The following is a 23984-nucleotide window of genomic DNA, read 5'->3' on the forward strand; positions in this document are numbered from 1 at the left end:
ATGCATGTAATTGGAGACAGAAAAAGAAGAGCATGGCAGGATCAGGTGTGAGACCGGACTCTCGATGGGAGGGCTCGGCTCGATGGATCCAGGAGAATTTGGTTATGGCTCAGGGCAGTGTCAAGTGGTTCAACGGTGAAAAGGGCTTCGGATTCATCGAGCAGGAAGGTGGCGGACCGGATGTGTTCGTTCACTACTCGGAGATCCAGGGCAGCGGCTACAAGTCCCTCGACGAGGGCCAGAAGGTCGAGTTCGAGATCGGACAGGGCCAGAAGGGCCCCCAGGCTCAGAACGTTCGCGCCATCTGAGTTCGATCCCAGTCTGACTTCAGACTGAAAAGGCTGGACGCTGCACCGCATGGTGCCGGCATCCAGCCTTTTCTTGGTTTCCGGATCGTCTTGGTTCACGGGTCGGGCTTGTTCCGAATTGGCACCGGTTACGTCGCTCTCGCCCGCTTCTTCTTGTGGGAGCTGTCGCAGAACGGCGCGATGCCGGTCCGCCCACATCGACACAATGCAACCGTAGAGCGCTTGTTCTCTATCGGAGTGCCGTCGTCACGGAGCAACTCGAAGTCACCACGCACCAGCAGCGGGCCGTCCGTGCAGGCGGTTATGGTGGTGTTGTTACCGGGAACACTCGGTGTTTCGGCAGATGACGATTCGGGAAACGCGGTCATATGTCCTCTTCAGTTCTCGATTCGGCCACTGGTGTGCCCACTTCCATGCCTGTTCCACAGGCCCGCGGCCCACTGAGCGCCACTCTCGTTTCCATTCTGCGCTCCTCGGCCGATCCGAGGGAGATTACGGCTGCCGCTGACGCGTACGAGGATGCACAGTCCACCGACCTCACCTACGACATTCTTCGTGACGACGACGCTCAGCTGACCCTGACGCTCCTCTACGAGCTTCATTTGCAGGGAATCGAGAACGTCTCGGACAAATGGGAGTGGAATCCCGACCTGCTCGCGGTGCGGTCGCGGCTCGAAGAGCGCTTCGAGTCCGCCATCGCGCAGCTCGTGGGGACAGTGGAGTCGTCTGGCGACGTCGTGGCCGACCTCTGGTCGATGACCGCCCCCAGTGCAGGCCCCGGTCTTGCGTCCTTCATGGCGAAGGATGCAACGATCGATCAGTTCTCGGAGGTACTGATTCACCGTTCGCTCAATCAGCTCCGCGAGGCGGATGTGCACACCCTCGGAATTTCGCGCCTCTCCGGTGCCGTCAAGGCCGCCCTCGTCGAAGTGCAGAGCGACGAGTACGGAGGCGGCCGCGCAGAGCGAATGCATTCGCGTCTTTTTGCCGACACCATGCGGGCTGTAGGTCTTTCGGACCGCTACGGCCACTACATCGATTCTGTTCCCGCGGTAACGTTGGCTTCGTTGAATGCTCTCTCGCTCTTCGGTTTTCATCGCCGCCATCTCGGAACGCTGGTCGGGCACCTGTGCGCTGTCGAGACCACGTCTGCGCTGCCGAGCAAACGATACAGCGCAGGACTGCGCCGACTCGGATTCGGTTCGGACGCGACACTGTTCTACGACGAGCACGTGGAAGCGGATTCCGTTCACGAACAGATCGCCGTTCGGGAACTTGCCGGCGGTCTCGCCTCTTCGCAGCCGCACCGCACTGATGACATCTTGTTCGGCGCCGCAGCGTGCCTGGCGTTCGACGATCTTCTCGGCGATCACCTCACATCGAGTTGGGAGAAGGGCACGACTTCGTTGCGCGAATGATCACGAGTTGTTCGATTTCCTGACCGGTGGTGATCAACCCTCGTGCCTCGAGCATGGTGCGCCTCTCGCGCATCACGGGCCCGAAGGGAACGTACTTCCGGGCTGAAATCTCTACGGCCATACCGTGTTCTTCGAGTATCGCCTCGGTCTTGTCGACCCCACACAGCACCGATTGCAAGAGAAGCAGTGTGCCGCCCGGGACGAGCACCTCGTGAACGGTGGCTGCGATCCTGTCGATGAGGGCGCGTCCGTCCTTGCCTGCGTCCCAAGCACGTTCGATTCCAGCGGTAGGGAGATCATCTGCAAGAGCAGGGACGTACGGCGGGTTGGAGATCACCAGATCGAAGAGTTCGCCGTGCACCGCCTCGGTGAGGTCGCCACGACGGGAGTCGATCGAGGTTCCGTTGAGGATCCCGTTGAGACGAGCATTGGCACACGCTCGGCGAGATATGTCGACCGCGACGACGTGGCCTGCGCCTGCCGCGGATGCCGCGACAGCGAGGGCGCCGGTCCCCGTGCACAGATCCAGCACCCGACTGCGAGCGGTGAGGCGCTCGAACAGCAGCGCATCCGCCAGTAACGACGTGTCGTGTTGCGGTGGATACACACCAGGTAAACGCAGGATCATCATCGGCTCCTCTTTTTCAGGCGACATCGCACATCGCTGCGTGCGGCTACCCAGGAACCTCGGATTTCATGCAACATCGAAGCAAAGACCGCCTGGAACGGTTACATCGCCGCAATTTGCGGAGTAGACCTGAATCATGACAGGCAATGCGGACACCCCACAGGGAGCCGCGGCGTTTGCTTCCGCAGCAGATTCGCTCGACACCCTCGCCGAAGCGATTGCCGGACTCCGGTCCACTCTGAACACGGACGCGCATCTCGACTCCATGCTCCAACGTCTGGCCGAGACGGCGGTCAAAGCGCTGCCGGATGCCGATGCTGTCAGCGTGACGGTGCTGTCCGCCGATGGCCCACGAACTGCTGCATCTACCGCGGACTACCTTTCCGCGATAGACGATGCCCAGCATTCCGCCGATCGTGGTCCGTGCGTTGACGCTGCGCGCACCATGTCGTCGGTTCGGTCGAAGGTGGGTGATCACGACGACAAATGGCCGGAATTCACCGCCGAGGCCCGGAAACAAGGTGTCCGGTCCTACTTGTCCGTGCCGCTCACCATGGGCGAAGGAAGCACCGAACTTCTCGGCGCGTTCAACGTCTACGGATTCGCCTCGACAGAGTTCAAGCCCTTCGACGAAGAGTTGATGAAATTGTTCACCGCCGGTGCGGGCGCGGCGATCGCAGATTCACGACGCTGGCGTCAGGCACACGAGCACATCGAACAGTTGCACTGCGCCATGGAATCTCGTGCCGAGATCGAACAAGCCAAGGGCGTGCTGATCGCCATCCACGGCATCGACGCCGACGAAGCATTCAGCCGGCTCGTTCAGCAATCGCAGCACACCAACGTGAAACTGCACGAGGTGGCCCGGATGCTCGTCGATTCGGTGCGCCACCGCCGGTTCTGAAGATTCTTCGGTGCAAAACCCCGTTTTGCACCCGAAAGCACAGTCGCAAAACCCCGTCTTGTACCCCGCCGGCACATCTCTCAAACGTATCCAGAGATGTTTCACCGAAACAGTTTTCGACCTGCACGGCTGCTGGCGGTCGCGCGGCGGCACCCGTCCGAAATGTGGTTATCTGTTGAGAACCGGGACGAAAGAAGACCCGACCGTACCAGGGTGAGGAAAGGATCGTCACTGTGCCAATCGACCAGGTTCTTGTCGTAGTTCCCGCCCACAACGAAGCCGAAGACCTCCCCAATTGCCTTCGTGCACTCGCAACAGCGGCGTCGGCTTGCGTTGTCCCCGTCCGAGTGGTTGCCGTCCTCGACAACTGTTCGGACGGAACCGCGGGGGTCATCCCCGACGGGGTGGAAGTACTCCGCGTCGAGCATCAGAACGTCGGCCGTTCGCGAGCGACGGGTTTCTCTGCGTTCGGCGCAGATTTGGGGGCCTCAGCGTGGTTCGCCACGACCGATGCCGATTCGGTGGTCGGCCCCACCTGGATTGCGCGCCAATTGGAGTATGCGCGTACTGCGGACGTCGTCGCGGGCACCGTTCGCATCGCGGACTGGGAAGGCCATCCGCACTCCGTTCGCGAACGGTACGAACGTATGTACCACGCACATCCCTATGGTCGACACGGTCACGTCCACGGTGCCAACCTCGGTGTCCGCGCCGATATGTACTGGGACGTCGGAGGATTCTGCGATCTCGAAGAAGACGAGGATGTCGATCTCGTCCGGCGGTTGAGCGAGGCCGGTGCCTGTATCGCGTGGGCAGAGGACATTGCGGTCACCACGTCTGCGCGTCTCGACGGCCGAACTCCGGGCGGCTTTGCCGGACATATCCGTAACCTGGGTGGTACGACCGCCGATAACGAAGAAGCGGAGTTGGCACGATGAAACGACTACACACACTCCTGGACGCAGGTGGACTGTACTTGCCGCTGCCCGGCGGCGGCGCGACGGCCGCACGGTGGACCTCCCTGGCAGAGCTCACACGGGAGAATGTGGTTCTCGGCCGGATGGCTGAGGCTCACACCGATGCCGTCGCGATACTCACCGAACTCGACGGACCGGATCCCGAACCCGGGCAGCTGTGGGGAGTGTGGGCGGCCGAGCCACCCGAACCCGTGGTGAATGCGTCTGAGCACGTGGGGATCTGGACGCTCACCGGTCGCAAGTTGTGGTGTTCCGGCGCCAACACCTGCACGCATGCACTGATCACCGCCTTGGTCGACGGTGTCCCCTCCCTCTTCGCGGTCGAGCTCGGACTACCTGGGGTGCATCCCGTTCCCGATTCGTGGAAGGCCGTCGGTATGGCCGAAAGCGACTCCAGCGCGGTCGACTTCGACATGGTTCCGGCCATACCGGTCGGGACGGCAGGCGACTACCTGAGCCGCCCGGGGTTCTGGCACGGCGCGATCGGCGTGGCTGCATGCTGGTACGGCGGCGCCTGCGGCGTCGCTGATCCGTTGTACGACAAGGCTGCAAGCAGCGAAGACCCCTACGTACTCGCACACCTCGGTGCGGTCGATGCAGCGCTCGCCGCAGCGCGCAACGCGCTCGCAGTCGCGGCGGCCGAGATCGATGCGGATCCCTTCGACGAAAATGCCGAGGCCACGCAGCGGGCACTCCGTGTGCGCGCAATTGTCGAGCGCGCCGCTACCGAGACCCTGGATCGGGTGGGACGCGCTCTCGGCGCCGCACCGCTCTGCATGGACGCCGCGCACGCCGCACGGGTAGCCGATCTCACCGTCTACTTGCGGCAGAGTCACGCCGAGAAGGATCTCGCCGAGCTGGGCCGGATTGCAGCCAAGGGGAAACGGCCGTGGTGAACTCGAAACTGTTCGCGCAGAAGCCTGTCGACGACGGCGGTACTCCCGAATCGACATGGCGGGAGTGGGGAAGAAGTTTTCCGGAACTGGATCTCACCGGATGCTCACGATTGATCATCGTCGCTCCCCATCCCGACGACGAAATACTCGGTCTGGGCGGAACCGCTCTTCTGGCAATACTTTCCGGCATCAGTGTTCAGGTCGTATCTGTCACCGACGGCGGAGCTTCGCATCCCGATTCACCGACCGTGACTCAGCCCGAGATGGAACGCCGTCGACGGTCCGAGTCGGATCGGGCAGCGCGTGTCCTCGGAATTCCCACACCGGTTAGATTGAGCATTCCGGACGGAAAGATCGGCGAGAACCGACAGGAGTTGACCGACCGCCTCAGCTCGATTCTCGGTGATTCCTCGGCGGATACCTGGTGCGCCTCCACGTGGCGCGGGGACGGCCACCCGGACCACGAAGCCACCGGAGACGCGGCGGCGAGGGCGTGCGCGGACACTGGATCGCGCTTGATCGAGTATCCCGTCTGGGCGTGGCATTGGGCCGCGCCGGATCATGCGGCAGTCCCGTGGGAAAGAGCACGAAAGGTGACCTTGCCCTCCGACGTTCAGGCTGCGAAATCTGCTGCCACCAATGAGTTCACTTCACAGATCGCTCCGCTTTCCGATCATCCCGCGGATGCACCCATCCTCCCCCGCCACGCGATGGAACGATTACTGAGGCCGTACGAGACGGTGTTCGTATGAGCGATCGTGAACTCCCCGCGGATTACTTCGCCAAGATGTATGCCGCACAGTCCGACCCATGGGATTTCGAATCCCGCTGGTACGAGCAGCGGAAGTACGCACTCAGTGTCGCTATGCTCCCGAAACCTCGATACCGTCGCGCATTCGAACCGGGGTGCTCGATCGGGGTTCTCACCGAGAAGTTGTCCGAGCGCTGCGACAGCGTTCTCGCCACCGACATCGTCCCGACCGCACTCGAGAGCGCTCGAGAGCGGCTTACCGGACATGACGCCGAATTTCGGCTCTGGGCGTTGGGTGACGACTGGCCCGACGAGACGTTCGACCTCGTCGTCATCAGCGAAGTCGGCTACTACCTGACCTTCGAAAAGCTCATCGAGGCAATGCTGCAGGTCGTCGAGCATCTCGAGCCTGGCGGAACGCTGCTGTGCGCCCATTGGCGTCATGTCGTACCGGAGTATCCGCAAAACGGTGACGCTGTTCATTCGGCTGTGCGCCAGACGCCGGGGTTGGCGCAGTTCGCGTCGTACCAGGACGAGGACGTGCTGATCGATGTCTTCGTGAAGGGTCCGCCGTCACCACCGTCGGTAGCTCGTTCCGAAGGTCTGATCTAGTAGACCTGTGCGCGATTGAGGAGTGTGGGGACTCCTCAACCGCGCACGGGGGTCAGTCTCGCTGCTCCAACGCGAGGTCCGTATCCGACTGCAGTTCACCGACTTCGGACTTCAGGATCCGCATCGACCTGCCGAGGCCCCGGGCCGCGTCGGGTAGCTTCTTCGAACCGAACAGCACCACGAGCACTACCGCGACGATCGCCCAGTGAGTCGGGCTGAGCGCGCCCATCAGGCGGGTTCCTTGCCGTCGGGGTACACCGCATCGACCTCTACCTCGACGAGCCAACCGGCAACGGGCAGTCCGGCAACCTCGAGGGCGAAGCGGGTGGGCCGGGCGCTGTTTCGCTCGATCGGAGCGATCGGCTCGGCCGTGCCCATCGGCACCAACTCGGTGTCACCCGTGTCGAGATTGGTGTTGGCGAAGAACTGCCGGTACGCGCGATTCCATCCGGTGTAGTCGGCCTTGTCCGATCCCGGCGCGTTGTCGAGGAAGACGCGCATCGTCACGACGTCTTCGAGACTCAATCCCTGTGCTTCGAGGTTGTCGCGGATCTTCTTGAGTACGTTGATGCCCTGCGCCTCGGTGACGGTGACACCGGCCGGCAGAACACCGCCGGAGAACTGACCGTCGATGTACGACTCCGGCGAACCTTCCGGCGCCGCCTTGTTTCCTGCCGACGGGCCGATGCCGCTGGTCTTGTAGATTGCGGTGTCGCCGCCGATCGCGACGCCCTGAGCGATCATCGGGTTTGCCTGCCCCGCTTCGAGAATCGATTTCGAGACGAACGAACTCGATGTGGTCTCGGCGTCCGCCTCGTCAGACGAGCAGGCAGTGGCGAAGCCCAGTAGCGTGGTGGCGGCGAATGCCGCTGCAAGGACCTTGGTGCTGCGAGATTTCATGATGTGACCTCCAGAGAAAGTGATGGAAAACGAAGCACGTCAAGCAGTTTGCGCAACACGCTGATGCAGGTGGGTCACGACGTCCTGCGCGGACGTGAAGGCCCCGTGCTGCCAGGCGATGGCGTTGGAGAGGTGATCGCCGGCGAAGTAGATCCGGTCGACGGGTTCGAGCAGCTTGGCGTACTCGGGAGTTGCCATGCCGCCGTGGGAATCTCCCGCGCCGGCCCATGATGCCCAGGCGGATTCCGAATACTTGGTGCGACGCCAGCTTCCGGAGAAGGACGACGAGATGTCGCGAGTGTATTTGTCGCCGTGGATTTCTGCGCCTTCGGCGATGGCCTTGGCCAGCCGCTGACGGTGGGTGAGCGATTCGAAAGCCTGTTGACGCTTACCCGAGCTGTAGTACGCGACGACGACGCCGCGGTCGGAGTTGTAGTGGTCGTAGGGGAACATGATCTGGGAGATGTCGCGGTCGGTGTTGGACGCGCCGCCGTAGATGCGGTCCTCGGTCTCCCACCACCGACGCGAGTATTCGATACCGAGCTTGCCCGACGACGACGGCTTGGCTGCATCCAACGCGAGCAGGATGTCGGAGGGCAGGTTGTTGTTCAGCCGCTTGATCAGGTGCGGTGGGATCGTGCAGATTGCGTAGTCGGCGGTGATCGACTTGGATTTGCCGTCGACGACGTAGTCGACGGTGACGCCTTCCGGCACGTTCTTCATGCCGCTGACCTCGGCGCCGAACTCGATGTTGTCCATCCCGATCGCGTCCTGGAACTTGTAGTAGATCCGGTCCATGCCACCGACGGGGGTCATCATCGTCATGGCCTGGTCGTAACCGAACTCGAAGGAGAATGCACGCCCGATGCCGCCCTGGATGACATCGCTCATCCCGAATGGTTCGATCTCGGTTCCGAAGTTGAGGCCGGCGCCCGGCTCCGCGGAGTGCCCTCGACGCGAGGATCCGACGTAGCGGCCGTCGCTGGAGAGATCACCGAAGTCGGTGAGGAAGGACGAGAGTGCTTCTTTGTCTTCCTTGCTCAAGACCTGGTCGAGAGCGCCCTGATTGGTGGCCTTCTGCAGCAGCTCGGACATGTATCCGTAGGTGTCGGCTTTGGCTGCTCGGTAGGTGATCGACTGATTCGCCAGCGGCTTGTTGCCGGTGTAGTTGACGAAGGTGTTCGCGTTCTGGTTTCCGAACATCTGCAGTTCGACGCCCAGTTCGCGGCAGTAGTCGATGGTGTTGTGATTTTGCGGAATACGCGTCGCACCGAGGTTGTAGAAGTGGCCTTCCGAGAACGTACAGGTCTGTGTCTCGCCGTTCAGGTCGGTTTCTTCGGTGCCGTTGCGGATCGACCACACCCGACCACCCGGGCGGTTGCGTGCTTCGAGGACGGTGACCTTGTATCCGGCCTTCTGCAGTTCGTAGGCGGAGCACAGACCGGACGGTCCGCCGCCGAGGATCACGACGGAGTGATTTCCCTTGACCTTTCCGATCAGGTCACCCGCTGCAGGTGCCTGAAACCGCCTCGGCGTCGACGCCACTGCCGGCGCCAGGCCGATGGACGACATAGCACCGAGCGCCAGGCCCGCGCCACCGGTGATTCCCAGGCTGCGCATGAAAGATCTACGTGTGTATGGCATTCGAGCTCCCCAGTGTGCTCCCGGTGACCCGGGTGGTTGGTGTTGAACACAGACTTCAGGAGCGTTGGGTCCGGAACTTGACGCACAGGAAACAGTCAGTGGGGACCGAGTGAGAAACCTGCGAGCATCAGCATCGGGCTCTCTCACCCGAGTGCGATCAGCGGAAGCATGCCCGCAATATCGGCGTTACAGAACCGGACTAGCGTGACGCGACATGTCCGCTCTCACCGAAGCTATCGCGCGGTCCTTCACCACGCGCGAGAAGCAGCCCCCGGCGCGATCACCGCTGCGCGCGTTGGGTCGTCGGCAACTCTCGGGCGCCGAAGTGCTGGCCCAGTCGGTGGCAACCACTGCCCCTGCTGTGTCGATGGTCGTTCTGCCCGTCACCATGCTGACACACGGCCGATTGTTGAGCGGGATGATCACCATCATCGCGGCCACCGTGCTGGTGACGCTCATAGCCTTCTGCGTTTCGCAGTTCACCCGCCGAATGGCTGCGTCGGGCGGATTGCACAGCTTCGTCTTTCGCGGCCTGGGCACCCGGGCAGCATTGACCACCGGCATCGCCATGCTGGTCAAGTACGTCGGCAGCGCGGTGATGACGCTCTATCACGGCGGACAGGCCGCAATCGCATTGCTCGGCTTCGCAGGTGTACACGTGGACAAGACTTTTCACGTCATCGCGCTCTATCTGGGGATAGCCTTGCTGATTCTCGGCGCTCTCGTGCGAAGTGTCAGATTTGCCGCGCTCGCGATCCTCGTCGTCGAAAGCTGTTCACTTCTGTTCATCGTCGGGCTCATGATCCTGGGCGGTTCCGGAAGTCAACAAGCACAGATCGTTCCCCCCACCTCCGGCCACGGGTTGTTACTCACCGCCCTGGCTGCCGTGTTCGCTCTCGCCGGATTCGAGAGCGCGGCCTTCTTCGGCCCCGAGGCCCGTCGCCCGCTGGTAACCGTCACCCGCACAGTCCTTCTCACTCCGATCATCTGTGGATCGCTCTTCATCTTCGCGGGCTGGGCCGCTTGGTCCGGGCGCAGTGACACCCTCGTCAACGCCTATCTCCACGGAACGGCGACGGGCGTGAGCCCCGGTGTCGTGATCGCGCTCAACGTCGGTCTGGGGTGCTCGTGGCTGGCGTCCTCGATGGCGTCATCCAATGCTGCGTCACGCCTGGTCTATTCGTTCGGTGTCGAGCGCCTACTCCCCCGCCGGTTCGCCTCGGTTCACAGTGCCTTCCGTACGCCCTACTTCGCATTGACTACCGTGGTCTGCACCGTCCTGCTGGGCGGCGGAACCTTTGCCGTACTCGGGCGCGGAGAAATCTTCGACGACGTTCGACTGACGGTTCGCGGCGCCGTCATCGTGGCCTATGCACTGACGGCTATCGCATGCGTTGTCTTCCTGACACGGATCGGCGAGCACACTCCCGGCGTTCTCGCGGCCGCGTCGTGTGGCAGTGGTGCCGGCGCGATAGTCCTCGGTTACCTGGTTTATGCCAACACGATCGACCACGCGTACGTTGCACCGATCGCCGTACTCGTGATCCTGACCTCGGGCACACTCTGGCAGTTCTACCTGCGACGCCGAAGCCCCAAAAGTCTGCTGCACGTCGGCGCTTTCGACAGTCCCGAAACCGAGGACGTACTACCAGGAGCTGGGGTGTTCGCCACCGACGCAGCCGGAAACATCGTGCTGGTGGGCGAGCCGACTGCCGGCGCCCGCTGATGGTGGGCCGACCACGCGACCTCGGTGGGCACGAACCCCGAGCGGTTCAGCGCGCCCTTGCCCTCCTCGAGTCGGCGGCCAGGCTCGGATCGGGAGCCACCGCCAAGGACATTGCCGCCCTGGCCGACATCCCACCTGCCACTGCGTATCGGTTACTCAACATCCTTGTCGCCGACGGTTACCTGGTTCGGATCGCCGACCTCTCCGGCTTCGCACTAGGCCGACGCACCCGTGAATTAGCCGGGGCTGCCGCCGAACCCACACCCATCGACAATTCGGTGCTCCTCGAAGAACTCCGCGAACAGCTACGGTTCGGCGTCTACCTTGCGTCGTTTGCAGAAAACAGAATTCGGCTCGTCGATCGCGATCCCGACCACGAACTCAGTGGTGAACGGACACTGGTCACAGCCGTTCACGCGTCGGCTATCGGGAAGCTGCTCCTCGCCAACCGACCCGAATTGGCCGAGGCCCCACTGCGAAAGGTCACCGCACACACCATCACCGACGGCGACCAGTTGGAACTCGAACTCTCTCGGATCCGGCGCGGTGAGGCCGCCCGTGAGGTCGACGAGATTCGTGTCGGACGCTCCGCCGTCGCCGTCCCGATCCACGACGCGGAAAGGTGTGTCGTCGGTGCCTTGGCTGTGATAGGTCCGACCGGCAGACTTTCCGTCGACGACGTAGACCTGGTCGTGCTGTTGCGGGAGTACGCGGAACGCATCGTTGCACCGACGATGTCGAAGGCAAGCTGAAAATCAGAGGCCGAACACACGTTTGGCAAAGCCGAGATGCTCGTCAGCCCAGCCGATGACGCCGAGCGTGGAATCGAGATTCTGCGGCGGAGTGCGCACCAAGGTGTCGCGTCGGACGAGTCGGTCGAAATCGACCTGAGCGCGGTCGAACTGGACCCCGGCCGTGACCATGATGTTCGCCAGTTCTTGCGCCATCACCCCGTACGCGACTGTCGTGGGATGAACGCCGTCGAGCGAGAAGAGGCCGCCCGATGCGCGGCCGCCGCGACCGTCGGCGGAGAGGAACAGCGAGTCCGGCACGGGTTGCAAGTCGGTCAGTGCTTTGGGGAGGGGGTACGGCGTCCACCATGACGGCCGCGCATTGACGTCGGTGACGTAGCGCCGTGAGGCCACGCGCTCGAGCAACCCGGCAATATCGCAGAGGTACCAGTCCTTCCCCACCCGACGGGCATTCGCGACGGCTTGCTCGATTCCGTCGTTGTACATGTCGATTGCGCTGTCGACGGCCCATGCCTGCGCGCCGGTGATGTGTTGATCGCGTTGTGGGTCGAAGTCGGTGTCGCGCACCCACGGTCGTGCGTAGTACGGGAAGTAGCGGGATCCGATTTCGATCTTGCCGCCGAGCCCGTGGGCGATCGGTGCGATGGTCACGTGTGGGACAGTGCAGAGGATGACGTGCTGCGCGTTGATCTTCCGGATCGCGGCGAGCACCTCGGCATACTCCGACGCGAAGTGCTCAGGCCGCCACACCGTGTAGTCGCGCTTGCCGACCGGATCACGGAAGTTGTTGCCGCTCCACTCGACTCGGAGTTCGGTGACGGTGCGGAGCGCGTTGTTGGCACCGAGGAAGACGATCAGAGTTTCGATGCCTTCCTTGCCCAACTCCGCTGCTGCGTCGAACGCGGTCATACGCTTCTCGGCGTCGGAGCCTCGCGGCAGAACTCGCAGTGCGGCGCGCTCGCCGTTGTTCTCGACGATCTGGCTGATCAAATCGTCGTGCGGTTGGTGAAGAGCATCCTCGCAGCCCTGCGCCGTCTTGGTCAGAGCGTCACGAAGATCCCACCCGTACACCGAGAGGTTGTGGTTGATTATCGAGAATGTCGGCGCTTCGCTGCCCGGTCCGCGTTCCCAATAGTCCTCTACCTGATCCATGAACGCGCGCGCAGCAAAGAGTGCGAGCGGCACCTCCCAGAGGTCGAGCCGTGGGCCGAAGCGCTCCTCGAGGGTGCGGAGCAACAGTTCGATGTTGAGCGGAAGCCCGCCCGGGCCGCCGTAACGGGGAAAGCGGAACTGGTCGAGCCGGCCCAGCTGGTAAGCAATGATCGCCGGATACGACAGATCGGTATTGAAGATCGCCCCGCTCTGGAATCCCTGCGACAGCGAATCGCCGATGACCACCAACCGGTGGGGAGCATCTCCCCCTGGCGGAACTACCGGAATCCCCACTGTGGGATCGAACTGCGGAACCCTTGGTCCGCCGGCGGCCGCGGCCACGACCTCGTCGGGAGTATCGGATGGAAGTTCCATGCCCACTCACCTCCGGAAAAGTCCAGCTGGTCAGCTTATCAGTGGTGGCTTACGCCGATCGGCATTGTCCTGCTCCGATTGCTTCTCGATCGACCTGACAACCTCGTCGGCCCACTGTTGATTTCGCCCGTCGAATTCCGCGCGGTCCCGACGCGCGATACCCCGCCCCACCAGGATGGCAATCGGAATGGAACACACGACCCATACGAGTAGTACGCCTCCGACAATCCACCACATAACCAGTAATTGTGCCCGATTCGACGACTGTTGTGCTCCAGGTCGAAACATCTGTCCGAATCGTGGCGGTCAATCCAGGTGAGCGCGCAGGTCAGAAACGATCTGCGTCGACGGTTTCACGGGCTTTGCGAACCTGATTCCAACCACGAGCGGCGATGCCGAAGGCAACAAGCGACATCAGATCCGAGACCGTCAGACCGTGTTCTCTGTTCAACGACCACAAGACCTGACCTTCCAGCGGTCCATTGAAGAACAGCCACGCCACCCCTGCACAGACGGTCACAACAACACTGGCTTTGGACGGCTTCATCAAACACACGGTGCTGGTCACGAACAACAAGTTCATGAAAACCAGACCGTAGAAAATTCCGATCATGCGACTCCCCCCGAAGTTCGTTCGTTCAGCCGCGGTTGAAGTTCAGGTACGCCTTCGACGGTGTCGGGCCGCGCTGGCCCTGGTATTTGGATCCGGCCTCGGAGCTTCCGTAGGGGAACTCTGCAGCGCTCGAGAGCTTGAGCAGGCAGAGCTGTCCGATCTTCATTCCCGGCCAGAGCGTGATCGGCAGGTTTGCGACATTGGACAGCTCCAGTGTGATGTGGCCGCTGAAACCCGGGTCGATGAAGCCGGCGGTGGAGTGCGTCAAAAGGCCCAGGCGCCCGAGGCTCGACTTACCTTCGAGACGGCCGGCGAGGTCGTTCGGCAGTGAGCACACTTCGAGAGTCGAACCGAGAACGAACTCGCCGGGATGCAGTACAAACGGCTCGCCCTCTGCCGGTTCGACCAGGCTGGTCAGCTCGTCCTGGCGCAGTGCCGGGTCGATGTGCGTGTACCGCGTGTTGTTGAAAACCCGAAAAAGACCGTCGAGGCGCACGTCGACGCTCGACGGTTGCACCATGGAATCGTCGAAAGGGTCGATACCCAGACGTCCAACGGAGATTTCGGCACGGATGTCACGATCGGAGAGCAGCACAGGTAGAGGTTACCGGTTCTGCGGGCAGTGCCGGCCCATCGCCGGGGCGATCACACTGTGGTTACCGAACACGATGCGCGGGTTCTGGACTCCCACGGGAGAGTCCAGCCCCACTTGTCTCAAGTTCTCCATCCCGAAAGGCGTTCCTGCACAAAACTTTTGGACAAATCATTTACCGAAGGCGCCGACTTCAACACGCCTGTGTTGATCAATGGCGGCCGGGGACACCGCCGCTTGAAAGCTCGTCTGATAATGTTCGGAAAGCACGTTGATCGGCGGTGAAAACACGTCCGGTCGGCTGCGACGCCGATGTAGTTCAATGGTAGAACATCAGCTTCCCAAGCTGAATACGCGGGTTCGATTCCCGTCATCGGCTCCACAGAAAAGCGGCTCTGACCAGCGTCGGAGCCGCTTTTTTCATGTCACACAGTTGTTCGATCACCGCGACATGTCACAGCGATGTCACTGCGCCTCCGAGAACCTTCGCTGCATCCTTCAATGCGTCGTTCTGTGAGTGTGCGTAGACCTTCATCGTGAAGCTCGCATCCGAGTGTCCGATCCAAGCGGCGATGACGGCGACCGGGACACCCTGAAGGTGCAGCGTCGTCGCCGCGGTGTGCCGTGCATCGTGCAGCCTTATGTGCCGGACGCCGGCCGCCTTGGCAACCTGGGCCCAGTACCGCGAGAGCACTGCAGGGTTGTACGGCTCCCCTGCCTCGTTGCTCATCACATAGTCGCCTGAGCCGTAGTCGGGCCCCAATGCAAGCCGTTCGCGCTTCTGTCGGAGCTTGGCAGCTTCCAGAGCGGTCTTGAGTGCGCCCGTCAGTGGAAGCGTGCGACGCGAGCTATTCGACTTCGGATCGCCCTCGACAGTCTTCCCGCCTGCGCTCGTCCGATTGTTTGCAATCGTGAGCGTGTTGTTCGCGAAATCGATATCAGTCCATCGCAGGCCTGCGATTTCGCCGCGCCGCAGGCCGGACAGCGCAAGGTGCCATCCATGGCCGTTGCGGTCCATTGCGGCCTGCGCAAGGAGTTGCTTCACCTCATCGGGCGAGTAGGTCTCCATCTCTTTGTGTGCACTCGGAACACGATCGACCTTCGCTGCGACATTGCGAGCCACGAGCCCTTGTGCGAGCGCATCCTCGAGCATTTGTGCGACAGTCGCAGCGACCTTGTTCACCGCGGCTGGCGACCACGGTTTCCGAATACGACCCTTTGCCGTCTTGGTGCCGCCTGCCACTAAATCCTTCACGAGGTCGTCGATGTGACGTTTGGTGAGCGACTGCAGAAGCTTCTCGCCGTGACGCTCACGAAGCGGAGCGAGGTCGTATTCGAGCTTGGACAGCGATGTCGGCCGCAACTTATGCCGCCCCGCAACGTAGTCCGCACAAGCCTTTTCAACCGTCACCGATGATCGGGCGACGTAGGTGCCTTCGTTAACCTGGCTAGAGATTTTCGCGTGGGCATCATTCGCTTCATCGAGGCTCGTGAAACGCTTACGCGTCTGCCGTCGCTTGCCAGTGACAGGGTCGAACCCAGCGTCGAGCGCAACCTCGTAACGCACTGCACCGCTGGATAACACAACTTTCCGCATGCCTGGCGGAAGCCTCTTCCTAGCCATCGAACTCTACCTCCGTCAGATCTAGGTCGGCGGCAATGGAAGCATGGAAGGTGCTGCGCAGAATGTCACGAACCTTGTCGAGATCTGCAGCGACTTTCGAGTAGTCGGTCATCAGGCGCTCTTTCTCTGCGGGACTATCTGACACCCTTAGTCGGCGTTCTATCTCGATGAGACCGCGGCGTAGTTTCTCGTGTTCGCGCACCCATGCAATCTCGTGAATACCTCTAGTTTTCGGTTTTGACCACAGAACAGGCTGGGCGTAGTCGATTTCCCATGTTGCTGGTTGACCCCAGAACCACTCTGCAGCTGCAGCACTACGAATTTCCGGTTCGCCAGGCGCTGGCGTGACCCGTTCATCCGGCATACCTGGGTAGATCAGGCGAATCGGAGGCACTGACAGCGCCCGTGCGAGGATCACTATCTCAGCAAGGTCGAGCTTCCCTTCGCGAGATCCATTTTCAATCTTGGAGATCGCGACGCGCGATATCGGAAACCCGAGTTCGCCGCACCGATTGGATAGCTGCACCGCAGAGAGTCCTGCTGCTTCTCGGAGCTGCGCGATTCCCAATCCGATCCGCGCAGCATTTTGCTTCTGCCATGTCTTCGCTTGCTGGTCAATGTTTGGCATTGAGTCAGTTTTCCACACTTCCTGGTGCGTTCGTGCTCATCCCGGTATATTCGTTACTGATCGCGACAACAATAGAGACATTCTGTCGCATTACGAAACGGAGTGAAGATGGCACGGCTCAACGGAATGAACGAGATTTGCGCCCGCACAGGCTTAGGCCGAACGCTTATCTACGAGCAGATAGCCGCAGGCACACTACGGACGGTCAAGGTCGGCAGACGCCGACTAGCCACGGATGAGGCAATCGACGAGTTCATCGATCACCTGGTGCAAAAGTCCGACGCAGTCAATAGCAGCCAAAAGCACTCCGACACACCCACGAGAAGCCCCATGGACGAACGCTCACTGGCGGCTTCTTGAGGTTTAAATCTTCCAAAGAAAGTGGTCGGGACCTCTGGCAAGGTCCCGACCATCTAACTCAAGTTTCTCGACACCCACACAGCTCGAGCAAAACTTAGGTGTCCGCCGCCAACAGTGCGCGGTGGACGCGAAACCCCTTATCTCAGACAGAGTCTCGCCTTGACAACTATAGACGACGAAAGCCAAGCGCACATCCCACTCTCGATCACTGAAGCCGTCGATCTCGTAAGCGACCGCGCAGATTCGAGAGGACAACACGCGTGACTGACTCAATGCGGTTCGAGTGGCGCAAGTTGGTGGTGCGCGACCCGCACCTCACCGATGCCACGCGGCGCGTCTTGCTCGAGTTCGAATCCTATGCCGACCCAGATGGCACGAACGTGCGGCCGGGAATCCTCACGATTGCAACTAGTCTGCGCACGCTCTCGGGCACACATCAACACGTATCAGAAAGGACGGTTCGTTCTGCCCTGGCTGACGGAATCGCGCGCGGCTACATCGTCTTGACAGCCAAGGCGCCGCGTGGGCGAGGTAACAAGCTGGTCGACGTGTACCGATTGACTCTCCCCGGAGAGTCACAAGAGCCTGAACTGACGTGTAAGTGCGCCGAAGAACTGAGAGCCAGGAAAGAACGGGCTGCCAAAATACTGGCAACCCAGACTGCCGCCAATACCGACGAAATACTGGCAACCCAGACTGCCGCCAATACTGCTGTAAATACTGGCAATTCAGCGTCTAAATACCGGCAATCTGAGGCTAAATACCGGCAACCTAGGTTGCCTACTACCAGTTCATTTACACCAGATCAGGTTTCACCAGCAAGGAAGCATGCTGCTTCCGTTGGTAACTCAACTACTGACCGCGAGCGCGAAAACCGCGACGACCAACCCGCCGGACCGCCAGTGCCACCGAACGCGTGGGCAGTGATCCGCGAAGTCATCCCCGCCGAACAACCCCAGACCGTCCGGACCGAACTCGCCCTCCAGGTCTCGACACTCCAGAAGTCCGGTACCGCACCCGACGTCATCAGAGACTCGCTGACCCTCTGGCTCAAGAAGCCGACCCTCGGACCCAGGGCGCTGCCGCTGATCGTCTCCGAAGTCCTCAAACGCCGGAACGGCGCAACCGGCAACACCAAGCCCGGCGGCGCCGACCGCGCCCAATCGATCCTCGACCGCACCAACCGACTCACCGCGACCACGGAGGCACCCCATGCCCAGCTCGACTGACATCGAGATCGCAGGACTCACCCTCGCCAAAGCCGCACTCATCGACCACCGCATCACCGCCGACGACCCCCAGATCCTCGCCTGGGCCGAATGCTTCACCGGCCAGGACATCGGACACACCGAAGCCCTCGACGCCGTCCTGACGCACTACCGCAAACCGAACCCGTTCGCGATCATGCCCGGCGACGTCCTCGCCACCGTCCGGGAACAACCCCTCGGGCCCACCAGCTCCGACGAACGCATCAACCGCTGGCTCCTCCGCTGGATCGACAAACCCCACGCCCGAACCATCGAAGCCATCAGCGGCATCCCGACACCCCACTGGGAACCACCCACCGACCTCGACCCCACACACGCAGACGCCTGGGCCAAAGACCGGCACCGCGACTGGATCCGCGAAAACCGGCACCGCATCGCCGACGCCATACGCGGCAAAACGAGGCCCCAGAGCGCCATAGAGCGCTCAAACGGCCCCATAGGTGGCTAAACCCTGCCTAGACACCCGCAAACGCCCGTAGCGCCCGAGAAGAGCCCACGCACAATGCCCAGTCCGAACCACACCGCGGCCGACGCCCTCGCCTACGTAGCGACCATCGTCGAAGCCCGCGTCCAACGCGCGATCCACGCGATCTCGGAGAACATTCCCACCGCGCGAACAACGGCCGACGACCTCTACGAGAGCAATCGGCGTGCGCTCGACTCGCTCAGCCAACTCGTCTACGACGTACAGGCTGCTGCGCGAGCACACACCACCGGCCCCACGTACTCCGACGGTCGCCCAGTCTCATCCATCGTCGAAATCGGCAACACCGGCGGAACATTCACGCATCACTGGAACCCAGATCCCACCAAGAACACACAACAGCAATTCGACGTATTCACGAGCACAGGACGCACCACCATCACCCTGATCCCGCCCTCGACGGCCGACGCCGCCTTCCACCCCTACGACGACACTCCCGCACAACCCGAAGGGCCCCGCGCATGACAGACCACATCGCAGTCCATCGCCAACAGCGCGCCAAAGCACCAGCCAAACGCTGCACCACCACACACTGCGCACAACTCACCCGACACCCAACACAACTCTGCCCGGACCATCGCGGAAACCGCCGATGAACACCAAACCCAACCAAACACCCACAGACACTCTGGAAAACCCGCACAGCGGAGAACCCCAGGCCGAAAAACCCCACCGCAATCCAACCGCCGTACACACCAACTGCTGCGCAGCCACCTGGACCGGACTCACCACATGCCACTGCAGCAACTGCCACACAACCTTCACCAGCCCCAGCGCCTTCGACCAACACCGACGCCGCAACCACTGCCTACACCCCACCGCCGCCGGCCTCACCCAAATGCCCCGACAATTCACCGCCTACGGCTGGCCAGGAACCCACCCACAAAGAAAGCAATTCACATGAACGCCCGAATCCACCAAATACTCGACGCCACAATCAAACCCACACCAAACACCCCACCCGACAAACTCGACCGCGCAACACACAACCTCATCTGGCAAGCAGCCGCCAACACAGACAGCCCAACCCGACTCATCAGCCTCATCACCGACTACAACCACACCCTCGGCACCGACAGCCATCACTACACCGCCATCGCAATCACACAAATGGCCACCATGATCCTCGAACCAATCCTCGAACTATGCGACGCCGAAAACATCCCCGTCAGAAAGGAATTCAAACGCGCAGCACTCGAAGTAACACTCCGAAACACCGGACTGTCCGACTAACTACGAATCCAATCCGAGGTCCGCAGGTCTGTCTCACAAACGGTGGGGTCTATCTCGTTAACGGTGTTTCTGCCGCTACCCGCACCAACCGGTCGGAGCCTCGTGTGCGCGCGTGCGCGCGCGAGGCGTCGTTCCGAACATTTGTTCTGGCTCGTCCATTCTTCGTTTGAAGGGAAAGTTTCATGTCTGTTTCGCACAATGGGTCACACGATGATCGCGCTGCGTCGATCGAGTCATTGAGGGAGTCGCACCAGGATCGAACGGGGCCGGGGGCTCAGTCTCGACGCCGCGAGGAGGCGAGGGCCGAGTTGGATGAACAGGTTGACAAGGCTTTGGATGTTCCGATGTCGCAGGAGGAGGCTCGTGCTGCCCGAGAGGTGGAACGCCTCGAGGAGGAGGCTCGGATTGACGCGATCCGGGAGCGTAAGCGCGCGGGCCGGACTGATGGTGATGTTGCCGCGTTGATCGAGGAGCGGCGCAATAGGGATCAGGATCGATCCGCACGGACGGCAGCCGCGCACGACTCGGAGGTGGAGCGGCTGAACGCAGTCGGGAGGCAGGCTAGGGCTGCGTATTTGGCGCGGCAGTCGACGTACCGGACTGAAACCGTCGCGCGTGCTCAGGAGCGTGCAGAGGTGAAGCGCAAAGCTCTCAGGGAACGTCAGGCGTTCATTTCCAGTGGTGGTCGGGTGACGTCGATCGAGGATTGATGAGTGTTTCGCCCGGCCACTCGACGCGAGCGGCCGGGCGAACGTGTGTCAGTCGGAGTTCGCGGCTGCTTGGTTGATGAAGTCTCGTACGTCGGCGGTGAGCCAGCGTAGGCCGGCTCGAGTGCCTAGTGGGCAGAATCCTTTGTCGTACAGGGGGTGTCCACCACGTAGTCGGCCTTTGTGGACGGCTGCTGGCGTGATGCTTAGTACCGAACACAGTTCGGCGAGGGTCATGAGTGGTTCGATCGCTGGTGGGTGGTGCGGTGGATTTGGTTTGGTCACGTACTCTCCGATTGTGTGGACTGTTGAGTATCGTTGATTGAAAAATGTTGCGCCACTTGATGGTTATCGAGTGGCGCGCTAGACACTAGATACCTGGGTGGATCCGGGGATGGGTAGCGAGAAGGTGACGGGTGACGACGAACTGACGACTCAGGAAGCTGCGGAGCTGCTGGGCGTCTCACGTCCGACTTTGGTGCGGTTGCTTGAGGAGGGTGAGATTCCGTTCGAGAAGCCCCGTCGGCACCGGAGGGTCAATCTCGCGGATCTCCTGGCATACAAGTCTCGTATCTCGGAGCGACGCAGTGCGGTGCTCGCCGAAATGACGGCCGAAGCAGCTGAAGACGATGACTTCCACGGTGTGAACGGTTTCGTCGAGACGCGATAATTTCGCGAATCCCGGATATTATTGCCGACGATGAAACATGGTTTCGTGTGCCTATGGATGCCTCGAAACGACATGGCCGGGATTCCGAATCGCGCTCTTACACCGAGGGTGTCGGATTTCCGCAGGTCTGACGGCGTGAGCCACCCCGTGGGAGTTTTTCGGGCACACCGTCGCGAATCGATTTCGATGCCGTCATGACCCCGCCTTCGGAGTGGGCGATGGCCGGGCAGATCAGGTCGAAAACCCCGACACATGGATTGTGTGCCGGGGCTGTTGCTTTTAGTAGTGTCGCCGTGCCTGCTGGATGACGATGATGTCATCTTTGACGACGTAGACGAGGCGATGCTCGCGGTCGATGCGACGAGACCAGGCGTTCAAGTCGCTGTATCGCAGAGGTTCGGGTTTACCGGTCCCGGTGAAGGGATTCCGCTTGATGTCCTTGATCAGATCGTTGATCTTTTTGAGCATCTTGCGGTCTGCGACGGACCAGTGGGTGTAGTCATCCCATGCGTCGTCCGTAAAGGCGATATTCACTCGAGAAGCTCTCTTTCGGTGTATTCGCCACGTCGGGTTGCCTCCAGACTGCGGATCAGGCGCATCGCGTTCGCAGGCGATGACAGCAGGTGCGCGGTCTCGACGATAGAGTCGTAGTCGTCCTTCGAGAGGAGAACGGCGTTCCCCTTCTTGGAGACGATTTCGATCGTCGTGTGGTCGTCGTTGACCTGCTCGATGAGCGGGAACAGTGACTTCCTGGCGTCCGTGGCGGTGATGGCAGTGGACATGTGACCTCCTGAACAGCAGCTCGCGTCGATGATAATTTCAGTTTTTAGTTTCTACGCCACTGTTGCTACGTAGCGTACCAAACTAGTACCTAATTCGGTACCACTATGGTTCGTGACGCCAGTTACGGCAATTTAAGTGCCCTTACCGAGGACCCCAAGCGCTGCTTCTGGCTCGCCTCCTCCCGCCCCGAACACGAAGACGCTCCGAAACAGCTGTGGATAGCCGCACCGAATGTGCGCCCATGATCCACGCGCTCCGCTGACCACGTTTCCGACCCTTGCACACGCAGGTTGTAATAATTTCAGGTCATAATTTGCGAATCTCGATCGAAGGCGTCATTTTATGACTGCGAATGAAATGTCAACCGCGAGCATTACTCGCGGAGACATGCCGAGCGAATGCAATGCTTCGGCTGAGCTTCCCAGTCGACGCCAACGCCCCTTGAACGCTGCCGAGGTAAAGCCCAGCCCCTTCGCATTCGCAGCTGCGAAGACCGATCCCGCACGGACTCGCCTACTCAGAACTTGAAGGGGGGTGTAATTTGGGAATATGACATTGGATCCTCTGGCGCGCGTTGTAACCACGGCGGCGACCAACAAAGCGGCACAACAATCGTCGATCGATGCAGCAGAAGCCCACCGCGCGGCGATCTACGCAGCAATAGACGCTGGCATCCCCATCGCGGACATCGCGAGGGCGGCCGGCGTCAGCCTGTCGCGGATCTACACGATCGCGAAGGCCCGCCCCAAGTAACTACGAGCACCTGGCTTGAAGAACAAGATTTTAAAGGGGGGTTGAAATATTTTGAAGGGGGGTGTAAAAATGAATCAGCCCCAGGGACACCAACCTGGATGGCACATCCCCCTCGAGTAAGGCATCCACATGGCACACATCACCCCAATCAGGCCTCGAGTCACAGACATCCAGGGCAAGGAAGTCTGGGTGCACCCCTGGGCTTCAGAACCGTCCAACCCTCTTGTCCAGCTGTACATTCCAGAGCTACAGCACCAAAGCCTCCACCTCGAGCCAGAGCAAGCCAAACTCCTACTCGAGCAGCTGACCAAGGCAATCGAAGAACTCGAACCCGCAAGCGCACTCCTGGAGGTGTCAGCATGAGCATCACACTGGATCACTTCACTGTGGAAGGCACCAGCATCACCTCCCTCCATTCCGACCAAAGGATGGGCAGTCTGGACGTTGTTGCCCAGCACGGTCACCCCATCACCATCAGTTCCGACACAATCGACACGATCGAAGGCCTGACCCCAGAATTGGCCAGGGCACTTGCCCAGATCCTCAGCGAGGCGGCTGACCTCAGCGATGGGATGCACATTCACTAACCCACTCAACCCGCTCGACACCCCCAGAGGCTTGCCTGGATGCCAGGCAAGCCTCTGTTGTTCGTCAAGAAGGCACGCAAACCCGCCAAGATGGGGTTCTATGAAGGAGTGAGAACCGGCCGACCTGCGCGCACATACGACGAGTTGGCGGCCGCGTTCGATCTTCTCCTTGCAGTCGCCCTCGAGGACGGCGAGATCGTGTCGTGCCATGGCCTCTCACCATCAATTGAAGGCGCGGTCGTCGAGATTCTCCTCTGCCCTGGTCCTCGACAATCCGAAGCTGTCGCAAACGCTCGGTCGGTCTTCGAGATGACGTACAAGCACCTGACTTGAAACCCCCAGTTCTCCATGAGGACAACGATTTTCATTCAATTCAAACGCAAAACTCATGGTAAGCTACTTCCGCGCTAGCAGTGTGTCCGCAGTCGGATCGCTATCGGTCTAGCGAATCCCCCACCCGAGGCGCCACTTCGCCCTCTCTCCACCGCCACACCCCATCGGAACACATACCGATGGGGTGTTTTGTCGACCCTGAAAGGTCACCAACAACATGAGAAACGCCTTCCGCAGAATGCTCTTTCGTCGCGGACTGATGACACCAGCGATGCGTCGCCAGCGAATGGCCCATTCGGTTAACGC

General features: G+C 61.1%; 33 protein-coding genes, 1 tRNA gene and 1 pseudogene. 22 read left to right on the forward strand and 13 right to left on the reverse strand.

Translation table 11 applies throughout. The features are described from left to right. The first annotated feature begins 104 nt into the window (after positions 1-104). On the forward strand, positions 105-308 hold the full coding sequence (locus tag ACYP01_RS20790) for a cold-shock protein (protein ID WP_003943666.1): 204 nt from the start codon (positions 105-107) through the stop codon (positions 306-308). 128 nt (positions 309-436) lie between these two features. On the opposite strand, the gene ACYP01_RS20795 is transcribed toward ACYP01_RS20790, so the two are convergent. Continuing rightward, on the reverse strand, positions 437-676 hold the full coding sequence (locus ACYP01_RS20795; RefSeq protein WP_003943717.1) for a CDGSH iron-sulfur domain-containing protein: 240 nt from the start codon (positions 674-676) through the stop codon (positions 437-439). On the opposite strand from ACYP01_RS20795, the gene ACYP01_RS20800 reads away from it, so the two are divergent. After that, on the forward strand, positions 677-1726 hold the full coding sequence (locus tag ACYP01_RS20800) for an iron-containing redox enzyme family protein (RefSeq protein WP_459682111.1): 1050 nt from the start codon (positions 677-679) through the stop codon (positions 1724-1726). Here ACYP01_RS20800 and ACYP01_RS20805 read toward each other — a convergent pair. Further along, complete coding sequence (locus tag ACYP01_RS20805; RefSeq protein WP_037131016.1) at positions 1683-2381, reverse strand: HemK2/MTQ2 family protein methyltransferase; 699 nt, start codon at positions 2379-2381, stop codon at positions 1683-1685. The two genes, ACYP01_RS20800 and ACYP01_RS20805, sit on opposite strands and share 44 nt — an antisense overlap. A 109-nt stretch (positions 2382-2490) precedes the next feature. Here ACYP01_RS20805 and ACYP01_RS20810 point away from each other — a divergent pair, with 109 nt between their 5' ends. From ACYP01_RS20810 to ACYP01_RS20830, 5 genes are all read left to right on the forward strand, one after another. Continuing rightward, positions 2491-3258, forward strand: a complete 768-nt coding sequence (locus tag ACYP01_RS20810; protein WP_003943624.1) for a GAF and ANTAR domain-containing protein — start codon at positions 2491-2493, stop codon at positions 3256-3258. A 233-nt stretch (positions 3259-3491) separates the two neighbouring features. After that, complete coding sequence (locus tag ACYP01_RS20815; RefSeq protein WP_076948781.1) at positions 3492-4196, forward strand: glycosyltransferase family 2 protein; 705 nt, start codon at positions 3492-3494, stop codon at positions 4194-4196. Further along, entirely contained in the window at positions 4193-5131 is a 939-nt protein-coding gene (locus tag ACYP01_RS20820) for an acyl-CoA dehydrogenase family protein (protein WP_003943621.1), read from the forward strand. The genes ACYP01_RS20815 and ACYP01_RS20820 overlap by 4 nt, the downstream gene beginning before the upstream one ends. Beyond that, positions 5125-5883, forward strand: coding sequence for a PIG-L deacetylase family protein (locus ACYP01_RS20825; RefSeq protein WP_459682115.1), 759 nt, complete (start codon positions 5125-5127; stop codon positions 5881-5883). The genes ACYP01_RS20820 and ACYP01_RS20825 overlap by 7 nt, the downstream gene beginning before the upstream one ends. Then, positions 5880-6494 (forward strand): class I SAM-dependent DNA methyltransferase, encoded by a 615-nt coding sequence (locus tag ACYP01_RS20830; protein WP_003943669.1) that lies wholly within the window; start codon positions 5880-5882, stop codon positions 6492-6494. Before ACYP01_RS20825 ends, ACYP01_RS20830 begins: the two co-directional genes overlap by 4 nt. Before the next feature lie 52 nt (positions 6495-6546). On the opposite strand, the gene tatA is transcribed toward ACYP01_RS20830, so the two are convergent. The 3 genes from tatA to ACYP01_RS20845 are packed head-to-tail and all read right to left on the reverse strand — an operon-like array spanning position 6547 to position 9014. Then, a complete protein-coding gene (gene tatA / locus ACYP01_RS20835) occupies positions 6547-6723 on the reverse strand; it encodes a Sec-independent protein translocase subunit TatA (RefSeq protein WP_003943732.1) in 177 nt (58 codons plus the stop codon). Further along, positions 6723-7394 carry a Rid family hydrolase gene (locus tag ACYP01_RS20840; protein WP_003943640.1) on the reverse strand — a complete coding sequence of 224 codons (672 nt, stop codon included), beginning with the start codon at positions 7392-7394 and terminating at the stop codon, positions 6723-6725. Before ACYP01_RS20840 ends, tatA begins: the two co-directional genes overlap by 1 nt. A 39-nt stretch (positions 7395-7433) precedes the next feature. After that, positions 7434-9014: a flavin monoamine oxidase family protein gene (locus ACYP01_RS20845; RefSeq protein WP_459682236.1), complete on the reverse strand. Its 1581-nt coding sequence runs from the start codon at positions 9012-9014 to the stop codon at positions 7434-7436. 238 nt (positions 9015-9252) lie between these two features. On the opposite strand from ACYP01_RS20845, the gene ACYP01_RS20850 reads away from it, so the two are divergent. After that, complete coding sequence (locus ACYP01_RS20850; protein ID WP_003943653.1) at positions 9253-10764, forward strand: APC family permease; 1512 nt, start codon at positions 9253-9255, stop codon at positions 10762-10764. Beyond that, on the forward strand, positions 10764-11516 hold the full coding sequence (locus tag ACYP01_RS20855; protein ID WP_003943724.1) for an IclR family transcriptional regulator: 753 nt from the start codon (positions 10764-10766) through the stop codon (positions 11514-11516). Before ACYP01_RS20850 ends, ACYP01_RS20855 begins: the two co-directional genes overlap by 1 nt. 3 nt (positions 11517-11519) lie before the next feature. Here the strand turns inward: ACYP01_RS20855 and ACYP01_RS20860 are convergent, their stop codons facing one another. The 3 genes from ACYP01_RS20860 to dcd form a co-directional block, all read right to left on the reverse strand. After that, positions 11520-13043 (reverse strand): hypothetical protein, encoded by a 1524-nt coding sequence (locus tag ACYP01_RS20860; protein ID WP_459682120.1) that lies wholly within the window; start codon positions 13041-13043, stop codon positions 11520-11522. 328 nt (positions 13044-13371) lie between these two features. Then, positions 13372-13656 (reverse strand): hypothetical protein, encoded by a 285-nt coding sequence (locus tag ACYP01_RS20865; protein ID WP_042452329.1) that lies wholly within the window; start codon positions 13654-13656, stop codon positions 13372-13374. A gap of 25 nt (positions 13657-13681) precedes the next feature. Further along, on the reverse strand, positions 13682-14251 hold the full coding sequence (gene dcd / locus ACYP01_RS20870; RefSeq protein WP_003943702.1) for a dCTP deaminase: 570 nt from the start codon (positions 14249-14251) through the stop codon (positions 13682-13684). Positions 14252-14556: 305 nt separating this feature from the next. On the opposite strand from dcd, the gene ACYP01_RS20875 reads away from it, so the two are divergent. Beyond that, positions 14557-14630 (forward strand) — tRNA-Gly (locus ACYP01_RS20875). Positions 14631-14702: 72 nt separating this feature from the next. Here the strand turns inward: ACYP01_RS20875 and ACYP01_RS20880 are convergent. The 3 genes and pseudogenes from ACYP01_RS20880 to ACYP01_RS20890 all read right to left on the reverse strand — a co-directional run bounded on the left by ACYP01_RS20880 (position 14703) and on the right by ACYP01_RS20890 (position 16500). Beyond that, positions 14703-15611, reverse strand: a complete 909-nt coding sequence (locus ACYP01_RS20880; protein WP_459682239.1) for a tyrosine-type recombinase/integrase — start codon at positions 15609-15611, stop codon at positions 14703-14705. A gap of 78 nt (positions 15612-15689) precedes the next feature. Beyond that, positions 15690-15872 (reverse strand): annotated as a pseudogene (locus ACYP01_RS20885) (Arm DNA-binding domain-containing protein); the annotation flags it as partial. After that, positions 15865-16500, reverse strand: a complete 636-nt coding sequence (locus tag ACYP01_RS20890; RefSeq protein ID WP_459682122.1) for a helix-turn-helix domain-containing protein — start codon at positions 16498-16500, stop codon at positions 15865-15867. The gene ACYP01_RS20890 and the pseudogene ACYP01_RS20885, both read right to left, overlap by 8 nt. Positions 16501-16626: 126 nt before the next feature. On the opposite strand from ACYP01_RS20890, the gene ACYP01_RS20895 reads away from it, so the two are divergent. The 8 genes from ACYP01_RS20895 (at position 16627) to ACYP01_RS20930 (ending at position 21222) form a co-directional block, all read left to right on the forward strand. After that, the gene (locus ACYP01_RS20895; RefSeq protein ID WP_459682241.1) at positions 16627-16860 is read left to right on the forward strand and encodes a helix-turn-helix transcriptional regulator; all 234 of its coding nucleotides are present in this window, start codon (positions 16627-16629) and stop codon (positions 16858-16860) included. A 272-nt stretch (positions 16861-17132) separates the two neighbouring features. Beyond that, positions 17133-18089, forward strand: a complete 957-nt coding sequence (locus ACYP01_RS20900; protein ID WP_459682124.1) for a hypothetical protein — start codon at positions 17133-17135, stop codon at positions 18087-18089. Continuing rightward, entirely contained in the window at positions 18073-18576 is a 504-nt protein-coding gene (locus tag ACYP01_RS20905) for a hypothetical protein (RefSeq protein ID WP_459682126.1), read from the forward strand. The genes ACYP01_RS20900 and ACYP01_RS20905 overlap by 17 nt, the downstream gene beginning before the upstream one ends. Positions 18577-18630: 54 nt before the next feature. Beyond that, entirely contained in the window at positions 18631-19077 is a 447-nt protein-coding gene (locus ACYP01_RS20910) for a hypothetical protein (protein WP_459682128.1), read from the forward strand. Between the two features lie 127 nt (positions 19078-19204). Continuing rightward, positions 19205-19516, forward strand: a complete 312-nt coding sequence (locus tag ACYP01_RS20915; RefSeq protein ID WP_459682130.1) for an FDXHR family putative zinc-binding protein — start codon at positions 19205-19207, stop codon at positions 19514-19516. Beyond that, on the forward strand, positions 19513-19845 hold the full coding sequence (locus ACYP01_RS20920; protein WP_459682132.1) for a hypothetical protein: 333 nt from the start codon (positions 19513-19515) through the stop codon (positions 19843-19845). The genes ACYP01_RS20915 and ACYP01_RS20920 overlap by 4 nt, the downstream gene beginning before the upstream one ends. A 308-nt stretch (positions 19846-20153) precedes the next feature. Continuing rightward, complete coding sequence (locus ACYP01_RS20925; protein ID WP_459682134.1) at positions 20154-20555, forward strand: hypothetical protein; 402 nt, start codon at positions 20154-20156, stop codon at positions 20553-20555. A gap of 391 nt (positions 20556-20946) precedes the next feature. Continuing rightward, on the forward strand, positions 20947-21222 hold the full coding sequence (locus ACYP01_RS20930; RefSeq protein ID WP_459682137.1) for a helix-turn-helix domain-containing protein: 276 nt from the start codon (positions 20947-20949) through the stop codon (positions 21220-21222). Positions 21223-21501: 279 nt separating this feature from the next. On the opposite strand, the gene ACYP01_RS20935 is transcribed toward ACYP01_RS20930, so the two are convergent. Together ACYP01_RS20935 and ACYP01_RS20940 are read right to left on the reverse strand one after the other, a co-directional pair. Next, positions 21502-21756: a Txe/YoeB family addiction module toxin gene (locus tag ACYP01_RS20935; protein ID WP_021343849.1), complete on the reverse strand. Its 255-nt coding sequence runs from the start codon at positions 21754-21756 to the stop codon at positions 21502-21504. Next, a complete protein-coding gene (locus tag ACYP01_RS20940) occupies positions 21753-22004 on the reverse strand; it encodes a type II toxin-antitoxin system Phd/YefM family antitoxin (protein ID WP_021343848.1) in 252 nt (83 codons plus the stop codon). Before ACYP01_RS20940 ends, ACYP01_RS20935 begins: the two co-directional genes overlap by 4 nt. A 550-nt stretch (positions 22005-22554) precedes the next feature. Between ACYP01_RS20940 and ACYP01_RS20945 the strand changes: the two genes are divergently transcribed. The 4 genes from ACYP01_RS20945 (at position 22555) to ACYP01_RS20960 (ending at position 23678) form a co-directional block, all read left to right on the forward strand. Beyond that, a complete protein-coding gene (locus ACYP01_RS20945) occupies positions 22555-22758 on the forward strand; it encodes a hypothetical protein (RefSeq protein ID WP_459682140.1) in 204 nt (67 codons plus the stop codon). 129 nt (positions 22759-22887) lie between these two features. Beyond that, positions 22888-23121, forward strand: coding sequence for a hypothetical protein (locus ACYP01_RS20950; protein WP_459682143.1), 234 nt, complete (start codon positions 22888-22890; stop codon positions 23119-23121). After that, positions 23118-23345, forward strand: coding sequence for a hypothetical protein (locus ACYP01_RS20955; RefSeq protein ID WP_459682145.1), 228 nt, complete (start codon positions 23118-23120; stop codon positions 23343-23345). The genes ACYP01_RS20950 and ACYP01_RS20955 overlap by 4 nt, the downstream gene beginning before the upstream one ends. Before the next feature lie 39 nt (positions 23346-23384). After that, positions 23385-23678: a hypothetical protein gene (locus ACYP01_RS20960; protein ID WP_459682148.1), complete on the forward strand. Its 294-nt coding sequence runs from the start codon at positions 23385-23387 to the stop codon at positions 23676-23678. Positions 23679-23984: the final 306 nt, after the last annotated feature.

The sequence above is a fragment of the Rhodococcus sp. no. 34 genome (genome assembly GCF_054589475.1).